This is a genomic window from Alteromonas gilva (assembly GCF_028595265.1).
GTDB classification, from domain to species: domain Bacteria; phylum Pseudomonadota; class Gammaproteobacteria; order Enterobacterales; family Alteromonadaceae; genus Alteromonas; species Alteromonas gilva.
Map to the genome: position 1 here is coordinate 2,310,583 of NZ_JAQQXP010000001.1, position 12,068 is coordinate 2,322,650.

Here is a 12,068-nt window from a genome sequence, read left to right on the forward strand (position 1 = left end):
GTGTTCGCGGGGAGTATATCACTGTGGGATAGCTGCGCCCAGTCAGCAAGTGCGTCGCCGATGCTTCTTTATACACTTACTAACTTATGAACGTCACTCATCTATATAGTAATTAAGCGAATAGCCAACGCGATCAGCACCACACCCATTAAGCGATCGAGCCAGTAGCCCTTATCGCCGATTAAACGGGCGACCCGTGAAGTGCTCAGCAGGTAAGAAAGAAAGCAAAACCACGCTCCGGTAGCTACCGCCAGGTAAATGCCGTAGATAGCTTTCACGCCAACGGGCGTATTGACATCGATGATAGCGGTAAAAAGCGACAAAAAAAACAGCGTCGCTTTGGGGTTCAGTCCATTGGTTAAAAAACCACTCAGCAACGCTTTTCGCAGGGTTACAGGCTTATTGTTGGCAATGGTTTCTACCGTTGCTGCGGAATCAGACGGGCCACTGCGCAGTGCACCATAAGCAAGGTATAAAAAATACGCAGCAGCCAAATAGCTAATGGCTGAGTAGAGCCAGGGCGTAGTTTTGATCACTATACTCAAGCCCACAAGGGAGTATGCCACGTGCAGCAATATACCCAGCCCGACGCCCACACTGGCATACATAGCCAGGCGTCTGCCATAGCTAATGCTGTAGCGCACAACAATGGCAAAATCAGGGCCCGGACTGGCCACAGCAACTAAATGCACCAGCGCAATAGTGATAAACTCACTGAAATATTCCATCAACCAAACCTACTAACAATAATCGCGGATAAAATGTGACACAAAATCAGGTAATACTTTACCTGCCTCACCGACAATGTTCTCATCAAAAAGACTATTTTGTTGGCTGGGTTCAAGATTTATTTCGATGGTTCTGGCACCACCGTCGGCTGCCATGGCGACAAAATTAGCCGCCGGGTAAACCTGCCCTGATGTGCCAATAGCAATAAACACATCGGCTTGTGCCAGAGCGATAATAATGTCATCCATGTGCATAGGAACTTCGCCAAACCAGACGATGTCCGGGCGTACCTTTGCTCCCGGAATACAGCAGCGACACTCAGTGGTTTCATCAAAACTCTCTAACCAGCGGATAGCTTGACCAGACTGGCAGCAACGCGCCGATAGTAATTCACCATGCATGTGCAGGACTTTATTGCTGCCCGCCCGTTCGTGAAGATCATCGACATTTTGGGTGACCAGTAAAAAGTGTTCACCCAGCGCCTGCTCGAGCTCAGCAAGCGCCCGATGCGCAGCGTTTGGTTCCACACCAGGAGTCTGCAACTGAGCCCGCCGCTCGTTATAAAAGCGGTAAACCCTATCGGGATCGGCGGCAAAGCCCTCTGGGGTAGCAACATCCTCGACACGGTGATTTTCCCACAGCCCGTTGCTATCCCTGAAGGTTTTAAGCCCTGATTCTGCTGATATGCCGGCACCGGTGAGCACCACTACTCTGGGTTTATAGCCATCAGACATTAGCATTCTCCACTGGCAAATGGTGATTGCCTCCCCATTCTGACCAGGAGCCGTCATAGACAGTGACATTGGTCGCGCCTGCTTCTAAGGCCGCGATACCCACCACGCAGGCCGTGACGCCCGACCCGCACGAACAGATTATAGGCTGGCTTAAATCAATATTACGAGCGTTGAAAAACGCTTTTAATTTGTCGGCCGGCTTGAGCGCCAGCCCAACATCAAGTAAGTCGCCAAACGGGACGCTGTAAGCGCCAGGCATGTGCCCACTGCGCAGTCCCTCACGGGGCTCAGGTGCCGTGCCGTTAAAGCGTCCGGCGCTGCGGGCATCCAAAATTAGCGGACTAGCAGATTCACTAGCTTTTAACACCTTATCGCTGTTACAAAACCACGTGGGCTCTACAACGGGTTGGTAGGTCGCAGGTGAACGGCTTGTAAGCGAAGATGACACGGGATAACCGGCCGCTTTCCAGGCTGGCAGACCACCGTTAAGCACCTTTACGTTTTTATGACCAAGGCTTTTTAACATCCACCACACGCGTGGCGCGCAAAACATACCCAAATTATCGTAGATCAGAACATGACTGGTGTTTTCAATGCCCAGCCGGCCAAGCTGCGCGGCCAGCTTGTCGGGCGCAGGCAATGTATGGGGCAATGGCGAAGTGTGATCACTCCCCTCGCCGTCTAAATCAAATTTCACTGCGCCTGGCAGGAATCCATCATTGGGATCGTCGGCCTTGCCGGATACCGGATTCGTCATCGACGCAAACAGCACAACATAAGAAGATAAGTCGTCGGGAGTAATATCATTTACGGAAATGAGTCTCGGCACTGCAGTATCCTCTTGGTGTGATAACAAAATAACTGACATGCATACCAGCGGCTGCGTTAACAGCGCTGGTCGTCCGCGAGCAGCCTTAACTGACCGCGGGATTCACACGATTATGCCAAATTTACGCGTATTGGTTAAATTATTTATGTAATAACAGAAAGATATGACACTGCGCCTGATGGTAAGGCACGTCTGGATATACACTGACGCGCTCAACAATAAGCGGAAAATCACCGCTTTGCTGGTTGGTTTCGGTTAAATAGTCACTCGTTATGTAATTGGCTGCAGCCTCAACGGCACGCTCACCGCCCACCACGTTTAACCTGGCATAACGTCCGGCAGGAATGACGTCAAAGCGCATGTCTTCATCGAGTTCGACCGCTCTGGCTGGCCTTTCACAGACCACGTCAAAACAAAAATCGGCGGGATTTACCGAATGTGGATCGTTATGCCAGAAGTTAAATGTTCTGTATGTGGCCGGTGGTAATTTGTTTGCCCGACGCCAACTGATAAAACGCTGAATACTGCCCTGGAGTCTGCCAGGGTGGCCGGTATGACGCAAAGCACACACCTTAATGGGTGACAGCGACACGATTGAAACCTGTTGGTGAAATGCGTTTGATGATGTCATGGTAGGAACGTCCTGTTGCCATCGTTGTATATAAGACTGAAGTGGCGCAGGCGCTGCAAGCGACTGCGTTTTAAACTGACCTGGCGAAACGCCGGTCACGCGCTTAAACGCGCGGCTAAAACCATCCGGCGACTGATAACCACATTCGAGGGCGATATCCGTGATACTCAACCACTTGCGGTACATTAACAAATAGTAACCACGCTGAAGGCGGATCAATTCGTGTAATTTACCGGGCCCGATACCCAGCTGTTGTTGGCACAAACGCTGAAAATAAAACGGGCTGTAGCCAGCCACCTGCGCCAATTCATTAAGCGTAACGGGTTGATCGTGTTGGGTATGCAGATAATCCAGTATTTTTTGCACGTGTGTGTCCTGCTTGTCAGTGCTTTGCATTACTCTAGCAAATCAGAAATTAGCCCGCCCGACAGATCTTGCGCTTTTATTTAGCACCTGCACGCCTGGCCCGGCCGGACGGGTGAAAATGCTAGATTTATGCTTTTCTACCAGTATTTTTGAGCGACACTGCGTTTTATAGCGCTTTTTTTATATAAGTTATTCACTTGAATGACTTTTCTAAATGCCAAATATAGGCTTTACTTTAAAAGGTATGACTCGGAATTCATGGTTATTAAGCGCTACCTGAGCACGCAACTGTGTAGTTTTTCGAGTAAAGCCAATTCTGATCACAAGGACGAGTAATGAAAACACTCATTAAATTACCGGCTCTGGTATTAATCAACGCGTTTGGGCTCAAACAGGCCGCCGTGCTTGTGATAAGTATCAATCTGGCAGGCTGTATGTACTTAGCACTCGGGCCCTCACCTTACTTGTCAGTGAACCTGGGCTGTGCACTGTTGATGTCGTGGCTGGTGCTGGCATTGGTGTATTGCGTACTACAAGAGATTCTTATTATTGATGAGGTATTAGCAGATGCCACAAAAAACCATGATCAGTTGCATTTGATCACCGGCAAATCGCGTATCCTCAACAACCACTTAAAATCTGTGTTTGACCTGTCGAAAGAAATATCCCGGGATCGCGACAAACTCGAAGAATACTTCTCCGAAATGAAATATTCATCATTACAGATGATCGATTCTGCCAATAAAGTGTCAAAAAATGCCACTGAGCAGTCTGCGGCTACCGAATCTACCGCCGCTGCAGTTAATCAATTGACCGTATCACTGGGTGAAATTGTTGAAAAATTTGAACTGGTTAATGATGCTGCTGAGCGCGCCAGCGACTTTGCTCAACGAGGCGCTCAGGACATTAATCAACTCGTAACTGAGTTTGCCGCAGTACAGCGTGAAGTAGATGAAACACAGCAGGCTATTATTATCCTTGGAGAATCCATTGAAAGCGTCTCGACTCTCACCACAGCGATCCAGGGCATTGCTGAACAAACCAATTTGCTGGCATTAAACGCGTCTATAGAAGCCGCTCGGGCTGGCGATATGGGCCGGGGCTTCGCGGTTGTGGCTGACGAAGTGAGAAATCTGGCGGCAGATAGCCGTAAGACCGCAGACACGATAAATTCACATATGGGACAACTGACCAGTCAACGCATTCTCGTTGCAGACAAAATGCAAGCGGTTACGGCACATGCCGAGTCCTGTTTAAATAAAGCGCACAATGCGGCAGAAATGCTTACTCAAATAGATGCCGAATCGGCAAATTCAAAGGCACAAATTATTGAAGTGTCATCAATTACCACGCAGCAAAGCAAAGCCACCGAAGAAATATCAAAGAGCATTGAACGTGTGGTAGAAGGCGCCATAGAAAACGCCAGTATCGCGCAGCAAACGTCGACCGTTGCCGATTATTTGCGCACGCTGTCACTGCGTTAGGAGGCTCTTAATGAATATGGTTATAGCAGTTACACTTGTTATCGTTGTAGTAGTGGTAATAAAACTTAAATTAGTAAAAAACAAGCGGAGCAAGCTATTTAAACAAACCCTGTTTTTGCTTGGTTTAATTAAACATATCATTGGACTGAGCCAAAAACACCGAGGATTGATAGCCACTTACTTGCAAGGTAATCAGTCAGTAGCGGGCGATATTCACGTATTACGAGGCAAAATACTCAGTGCCACAAAAGAAGCCCGGCAAAGCTATATACTCAACGCCGAAGGCCGCTGGCAAAGTTATGTTGATCATTGGCAACGTCTAGAATCAACCAGCATGACACTCTCTCTAGCCGACAGTTTTAACCAACATACCAGCCTTATCGAAACCTTGCTGTACCTGCTACAGGATATTGCAGAACACCTTGAGTTTGCTGATGATCAACAAAAGCTGGCCGGTTCGCACTTTTTATGGAGTGAGTTTCCGCAACTTGTAGAATACATTGGCCAGGCCCGGGCCGTTGGGGTTGCCACAGCAACGAAACAACAGTCAACACAGATTGACAAGGTGAAACTCGGCTACTTATGCAACAAAATCGAGACCATGGCCAACGCCGTCTTTAATAAAATGAGCAGCCGGGCACAAGCATTTAAAGGCGATGAAATCACCCAGGCAAAACGTGCCTGCGAACATCTCGTCGAAATCATTAACGAGCAGTTAATTGTGCCTGATACCGTAACCCTCGCCGGACCGGACTATTTTGCATTAGCGAGTCAAACCATGGAGCAGTGTAATCATATTCTGGACAACGAAATGAATAAACTGACGGCAGATTACGTGTAACCATGCCGTCCGGTTTCACAATTCAGGCTGCTTAACTGCTCAACGTTAACGCGTATAATCGTGCCTGAGATCACCTGCAGACACGCATATCAAACCCGCGACAGCAGTACAGAATAAATCCTATTCAGGCGCGTCAGGATATTTTACACATTTGTTACACCAAAAAACCAATTCACTCCAGACGACTGTATTTATTAATTTTTTCTGCCATGGCCCATATCTTGCTGAAATACTAATTAATGCTATACCCATGTTGAAAGCTGTATTTTAGATAAACTTAATAATCCAAGGATATGTGGTATGAAATTGTTTAAAACGCTACCGATTCTGGCTCTCGCCGGAGCTGCAACCTTTGCAAATGCCGGTTTAGTGGTCACGCAAACGAATGATGCCAACGCATTAGTCAATTCGTTAAATAATGGCCTGGCCACTACTGGTGAGAGCACTATCGGTGCCTCCGATGCCTTCGGTACCTTTACCGGTGGCCTGAGTGCGGGTCTTGGCTTTGACGCCGGTATTATGTTATCAACAGGTAACGTCACCGCTGCAGTTGGCCCTAACACTGAAAGTGCTACAGGATCTGACTTTACCGGCGGCGGTGACAGCTACCTTGATAGCATGGTTCCGAATTACTCAACGTATGATGCCGCTATTTTGAAATTCAGCTTTACCTCCACCACAGGCAGCATGTTTTTTAACTACATCTTCGCTTCAGAAGAATATCCTGAGTTTGTTGGCCAGGGTTATAATGACGTATTCGCGTTCCTGGTTGATGGCGTTAATGTCGCCAATGTTCCGGGTACATCAACGGTTGTTGGTGTGGATACGGTTAACGCTAATGTCAACTCAACTTATTATAACGACAATAGTCCATCAGCTCCGTCCTATGATATTGCGTTTGATGGCTTTACTGACGTATTCACTGCCGGAATATCGGGTCTGACTATTGGACAGACTTACGAAATCGAAATGAAAATTGCCGATGTTGGTGATGGTATTCTTGACTCTGCAGTATTTATTGAGTCTGCAAGTTTTAGTGACATAAACCCTAACGAAGTACCTGAGCCTGCGCCATTGGCTCTTATGTTGACAGGTATTGCAGGGTTACTATTTGCTCGCCGACGCAAAGATTAAACATAACTAAGCCCTTATCTGAGGGCACCGCTGTTGTATTGCTACCTCAGCCTCATCCCCCCAAATGTTGTAAGCGCCTGAACTACAGGCGCTTTTTTTATCTTCTATTTACTCCAGTAGCACACCGTCAACGCCACCACGGGTTTAACACGAACAACAAGTGGCCACCTGGCAGCAATAACAAAAACCATTGTTAAAGACTATAGTTACTAACAGGCTATCACCCGTTTTAAGTTCAAACCGGTTAACACTTAGTTGCAAAGGAAGTCTGTTTTGGGCACTTCTGTTTTAAACAATATGTGGCGTAGTATTTTACCAGCGCAGGGAGTTGTTTTATTGGCGTTAAGTGGAGTCTGCAGTGCTAAGAGTGTAGTGCCCTACTTAAATGTCATCACTGATAGTTCCCTGGTACTTAATGGCGGCGTAAACCGGTCATTCACTAACCGTTTCCTTATCGATAGCGGTATCGCATACACCAATGATACACATACCTTATTTGCCAGTGTACAGTGGCAACAAGGCTCTGACGGCAGTAAGGCAGTTGGGGATATTCAGGTGTATTCAAACATAGATGCACAAAATTTTAGCCGCATTTACGAAGCCTACTACCGCTACGACGCAGATAACTGGTATCTGGTATTGGGTAGAACAGATGCAAACTCAACGTTTGCAGCGCCAGAGCATGCTACGGAGTTTATTAACTCCTCCATGGGGTTTAGTCCTACCATTTTTGCTTTACCAACCTACCCTACACCGGCATTTGGTGTGCTGATGGCAAAACAACTTAATGAGAGTTTACGCATGTCTGCCGGTATTTACGACGCCGCTGACAATGATTTTACTGAACAGTTTTATATCGGTGAAATAGCGTACCAACTGGATGAGGATAATCAGATAAAGCTCGGCTACTGGTATGATACAACTGCCGCTGCATCTTTCAATGCAAAACAACTTTACAAAGCAGGACGAGGGCTCTATGCCATTACTGATAGCGAGTTCAATATTGGCTCGCAATCTATTCAGTCGTACCTACAACTAGCCTACAGTGACCCACTGTACAGTGAAATAGAATGGCACCTGGGTATCGGCGCAAATATTCATTCCCCTTTTAACCAAACAAACCATATCGCCGGTGTAGCAGTCACCAGCATAAAGCTCAGCGATTACCTGACGACACAAGCACCGCACGAAACCGCATTCGAAGCGTTCTATAAAGCGCAGCTCACCAGCACAATAGCGGTGAAACCTGATCTGCAATGGATACTCAATCCATCAGGGCGTCGGGATATACATGATGCCCTGGTGTTTACCCTTCGGCTCGAACTTTCATTTAATTAATTTTTGAGTAAGGTAACTTAAAGCAGAATGCGGTTCATCTGGATGATGATGGGATAGTTAACAGAACGAGAAGAATGCTTACCACCCATTTATTGTGGGCAGAGCCAATGTTTTTTTCTGTGAAGTATTAAACAGGAATAAATGGTGCCCGGGGCCGGACTTGAACCGGCACGCTGTTACCAGCGAGGGATTTTAAATCCCTTGTGTCTACCAATTTCACCACCCGGGCTTAGGGTTGCACGTGATGTGCTGGTGCGGGCTTGGTTGCCCTGAAATTACTTAAACAAGTAATGGAGGCGGAACCCGGAGTCGAACCGAGATCCACGGATTTGCAATCCGCTGCATAGCCATTCTGCCATTCCGCCTTAGACTTGCGTTGTGACGTAGGCCGTCTTAAAGCAAACGCAAACCATTCGAAAAATTGGAGCGGGAAACGAGATTCGAACTCGCGACCCCAACCTTGGCAAGGTTGTGCTCTACCAGCTGAGCTATTCCCGCGTCATTTTTTTGCCTGATATGCTGTTTAGCTCGTTACACTTATTACCCTGGAGTAATTACGCTTTAGCGCTGTGTTTCGTTCTAGTCAGTATGTCCTGCTTCGAATGTGGGAGGCATTCTACCTGCCCCAACGAATGTGTCAACTACAAAAAATACCATTCGCCGCTATTTTCACCAAATTTGAATCGTTTGCTCATAAATCGGTCATTTTCCTGACAAAAAGTTACTTTTTAACCGCTGAAAGGTGCGGCCAGGCGGCTCTTGTGTAGCTAATCATCGACCACACCGACAGCCACGTAGCAATGTATAACAAGATATAACCCAGGCTTACCCAGTAAATAGTAACGCCCATAAAGGTTTCCAGGCCCGACAATAAGCCAATCAGGGCTAACATTTGTGCTGTGGTTTTGGCTTTACCAATAAAAGACACCTGCACGGTGTCGCGAACCCCTTGTGAGCCCATCCATTCTCTGAGCGCCGAAACATAAATTTCGCGGATTAACAGTAATATTGCCGGAATCGTGATCCACACCGAATCATAGGAATGGGTAATCATCAGCAGCGCTGCTGCGACTATGAGTTTGTCGGCCACCGGGTCGGCAAATGCGCCAAAAGGCGTCGACTGCTGCAGTTTTCTGGCCAGATAACCATCGAACCAATCTGTGATTGCCGCAAACCAAAAAATAAAGGCGGCGGCCTCGTGCGCCCAGCGCCAGTCAAGAAAATATACGCATACGAAAATGGGAATAAGAACTACCCGGATTAAGGTAATTACATTTGGGATCGTCCACATAAACTACTCGGGGTTATCCTTATTAATGCCTCTATTGTCACACGATACAGTGTATTAAGAAACTGCCAAACCTGGTTCTACTATAAAAGAATTTTTAAGCGTGTAAATGGTCATATATGGTTTCGGCCAATTCATCGCTGATCCCCGGCACACTGGCAATTTCATTTCGGCTGGCACGCTTAAGCCCCTGTAAGCCGCCCATATATTTGAGTAGCGCCTGACGACGTTTAGCGCCAATACCGGGTATAGACTCCAGCGTGCTGGTGTTTTTTACCTTCTGACGGCGGTTACGGTGACCACTGATAGCAAACCGGTGCGACTCATCACGAATATGCTGTATTAAATGCAGCGCCGGGCGATCGGAGCTAAGCGGAATGGTTTCATGGCTATCAGCCAGAATGAGTGTCTCCAAACCGGGTTTACGGGTAGTGCCTTTAGCGACGCCTATCAACAACGGTTTCTTATCGTGAGGCCAGTCGGCAAAAAAGTCCTCAGCCTGGGACAACTGCCCTTTACCACCGTCGATAAACAGAATGTCGGGGATCTTTTCCGCGTCCTGCACATTTTTATACCGCCGTTTCAGTGCCTGGGCCATGGCGGCGTAATCATCACCGGGGGTAATACCGTCGATATTGTAGCGACGGTAATCACTTTTCAGCGGCCCTTCCCGATTAAATACCACACAGGATGCCACGGTTTGCTGGCCAGAGGTATGGCTGATATCAAAGCACTCCATACGCTGGACAGGTGAGTCCCACTCCAATACCGATTCTAAATCGATGTAACGGGCAAACACGGATTTCTGTTGACCATATTGAGCATCGAGGGCGTTTTGCGCATTATTTTGAGCCAACTGCAAATACTGGCGTTTTTCTTCGCGGGCTCCCCGGTAAAAACGCACTTTGTGCCCCGCTTCCTGGTTGAGGAGATCGGCAATTGCGGCCTCATCGGACAAGGCCTGAGGCAATACAATTTGTTTGGGAATAATCTTGTTTCCGGCAAGATAAAACTGCAGTAAAAAGGCTTCGAAGATTTCGCTCTCGGAGGTGGTCGACGGAATCTTCGGGAAAAAGGCCTTACTGCCCAACAACTGACTGTCGCGAATAAACATGACCTGAATGCACGCCATCCCTGCCTTGTAAGCAAAACCAAAGATGTCCATTTCGTCTTGTGTACCCGCTACCCACTGGCGCTCCTGTACTTTACGCAGTGCAGTAATTTGATCGCGATACCGGGCTGCTGCCTCAAAATTCAGTGCCTCGCTGGCCGTTTCCATTTTATCGGCCAGAGAGTTAATGACCTGCTGGTTTTTTCCTTTCAGAAACATGCGCAGCAGTTGTACCTGCTCAGCGTACTCTTCATCGCTGACATAGCCTTCTACACAGGGCGCAGAACAACGCTGCATTTGATATTGTAAACATGGTCTGCTGCGTGCCCGGTAATAGCTGTCTTCACACTGACGCACCGGAAACAGCTTTTGCATAGAGCGCAAGCTTTCCCGCACTGCACCGGCACTGGGATACGGACCAAAATACTCGCCTTTGCGTTTTTGCGGACCACGGTGAAAATCCAGTCGCGGGTGCTCGTGGGCCGATAAAAAGATAAACGGGTAAGACTTATCGTCGCGCAACAGCACGTTATAACGCGGACGATATTTTTTAATAAAGTTGTTTTCGAGCAGAAAGGCTTCGGTTTCGCTATTTACAACGGTGACATCCATGCTGGCAATCTGACTAACCAGCGCCCGGGTTTTGGGGCTATCAACCTGTTGCTTAAAATAGCTCGACACCCGGTTTTTTAGATTTTTAGCCTTGCCGACATAAATCACTTCTTCAGCCGAGTTATACATACGGTATACACCCGGCTGATGAGTTAACGACTTCAAAAATGCGGCAGAATCAAATTCAGTCATTCAGACCAATCAGTTACTAAGACAGTTCAATGAGTTTGTGGCGCAATGCCAAATGCGTAAGTTCTACGTCGGTACTAATCTCGAGTTTGTCAAACAAGCGGTAGCGATAAGTGTTTACCGTTTTTGCTGCAATGTGCAGTTGCTGGGCAATATCAGGCACTTTTTGACCCCGGGTAATGCGGATCGCAATATCCAGTTCCCGGCCCGACAAGTCAGAAAACGGATTGTCGTTGTCGGGGTTAAGCTTGCTCATTGCAATCCGTTGCGCGATTTCAGGGCTTAAGTACTTTTGCCCGGCGGCGACTTTATAAATGGCATTGATCATTTCCTGCGGTTCAGCGTCTTTGGTTAAAAACCCGAACGCGCCGGCCTGGATAACCTGTGAAGGTATAGGATCTTCTTTTTGCATCGACAAACCAATGACTTTGGTATTCTCGCCTATGCGCAAAATTTGCCGGGTGGCTTCAAGGCCCCCGATACCTGGCATATTTAAATCCATCAGTACGACATCAGGCGCCAGTTTCCGACAGTTTTTTACCGCCGTTTCACCGTCTTTCGCTTCGCATACTACTTTGAAGTCGGCAACGTCTTCAAGAATGCGTCTGATCCCCGTTCTCACCAGGTCATGATCATCTACAAGCGCTATCTTGATCATGGCTTACTCACTTTGGCTGTTATACTCATTATGCTTATGAAAGTGTCCAATCCCCTGCTCGTCTTAAAAAGTACCAAGCCTACTGCACTGTTTCCTGTGCTGCGACTGGCCATAATAATCAATA

The 12,068-nt window shown here is 47.6% G+C and carries 11 protein-coding genes and 3 tRNA genes; 4 read left to right on the forward strand and 10 right to left on the reverse strand.

Annotated elements, in window-relative coordinates:
• Window positions 1–101: 101 nt before the first annotated feature.
• From OIK42_RS10090 to OIK42_RS10105, 4 genes are all read right to left on the reverse strand, one after another.
• Window positions 102–728 (reverse strand): LysE family translocator, encoded by a 627-nt coding sequence (locus OIK42_RS10090; protein ID WP_273640216.1) that lies wholly within the window; start codon window positions 726–728, stop codon window positions 102–104.
• Window positions 729–740: 12 nt separating this feature from the next.
• Complete coding sequence (gene cobB / locus OIK42_RS10095) at window positions 741–1,469, reverse strand: Sir2 family NAD+-dependent deacetylase (protein ID WP_374211850.1); 729 nt, start codon at window positions 1,467–1,469, stop codon at window positions 741–743.
• The gene (locus tag OIK42_RS10100) at window positions 1,456–2,292 is read right to left on the reverse strand and encodes a sulfurtransferase (protein WP_273640219.1); all 837 of its coding nucleotides are present in this window, start codon (window positions 2,290–2,292) and stop codon (window positions 1,456–1,458) included. Before OIK42_RS10100 ends, cobB begins: the two co-directional genes overlap by 14 nt.
• Before the next feature lie 139 nt (window positions 2,293–2,431).
• Window positions 2,432–3,289, reverse strand: coding sequence for an AraC family transcriptional regulator (locus tag OIK42_RS10105; RefSeq protein WP_273640221.1), 858 nt, complete (start codon window positions 3,287–3,289; stop codon window positions 2,432–2,434).
• Between the two features lie 335 nt (window positions 3,290–3,624).
• Here OIK42_RS10105 and OIK42_RS10110 point away from each other — a divergent pair, with 335 nt between their 5' ends.
• From OIK42_RS10110 to OIK42_RS10125, 4 genes are all read left to right on the forward strand, one after another.
• Window positions 3,625–4,773 carry a methyl-accepting chemotaxis protein gene (locus tag OIK42_RS10110; RefSeq protein ID WP_273640223.1) on the forward strand — a complete coding sequence of 383 codons (1,149 nt, stop codon included), beginning with the start codon at window positions 3,625–3,627 and terminating at the stop codon, window positions 4,771–4,773.
• A gap of 10 nt (window positions 4,774–4,783) precedes the next feature.
• Window positions 4,784–5,614: a nitrate- and nitrite sensing domain-containing protein gene (locus tag OIK42_RS10115; protein ID WP_273640225.1), complete on the forward strand. Its 831-nt coding sequence runs from the start codon at window positions 4,784–4,786 to the stop codon at window positions 5,612–5,614.
• Between the two features lie 300 nt (window positions 5,615–5,914).
• Window positions 5,915–6,748, forward strand: a complete 834-nt coding sequence (locus tag OIK42_RS10120; protein WP_273640227.1) for a choice-of-anchor L family PEP-CTERM protein — start codon at window positions 5,915–5,917, stop codon at window positions 6,746–6,748.
• Window positions 6,749–7,084: 336 nt separating this feature from the next.
• Complete coding sequence (locus OIK42_RS10125) at window positions 7,085–8,086, forward strand: carbohydrate porin (RefSeq protein WP_273640228.1); 1,002 nt, start codon at window positions 7,085–7,087, stop codon at window positions 8,084–8,086.
• A gap of 142 nt (window positions 8,087–8,228) precedes the next feature.
• On the opposite strand, the gene OIK42_RS10130 is transcribed toward OIK42_RS10125, so the two are convergent.
• From OIK42_RS10130 to uvrY, 6 genes are all read right to left on the reverse strand, one after another.
• A tRNA-Leu gene (locus OIK42_RS10130) sits at window positions 8,229–8,315 on the reverse strand.
• Between the two features lie 62 nt (window positions 8,316–8,377).
• Window positions 8,378–8,451: transfer RNA gene (locus OIK42_RS10135), tRNA-Cys, on the reverse strand.
• A 57-nt stretch (window positions 8,452–8,508) separates the two neighbouring features.
• A tRNA-Gly gene (locus tag OIK42_RS10140) sits at window positions 8,509–8,584 on the reverse strand.
• Between the two features lie 223 nt (window positions 8,585–8,807).
• Window positions 8,808–9,377 carry a CDP-diacylglycerol--glycerol-3-phosphate 3-phosphatidyltransferase gene (gene pgsA / locus OIK42_RS10145; RefSeq protein ID WP_273640230.1) on the reverse strand — a complete coding sequence of 190 codons (570 nt, stop codon included), beginning with the start codon at window positions 9,375–9,377 and terminating at the stop codon, window positions 8,808–8,810.
• 94 nt (window positions 9,378–9,471) lie between these two features.
• Window positions 9,472–11,289, reverse strand: a complete 1,818-nt coding sequence (uvrC, locus tag OIK42_RS10150; protein WP_273640233.1) for an excinuclease ABC subunit UvrC — start codon at window positions 11,287–11,289, stop codon at window positions 9,472–9,474.
• Between the two features lie 16 nt (window positions 11,290–11,305).
• The gene (uvrY, locus tag OIK42_RS10155; protein ID WP_273640235.1) at window positions 11,306–11,944 is read right to left on the reverse strand and encodes a UvrY/SirA/GacA family response regulator transcription factor; all 639 of its coding nucleotides are present in this window, start codon (window positions 11,942–11,944) and stop codon (window positions 11,306–11,308) included.
• Window positions 11,945–12,068: the final 124 nt, after the last annotated feature.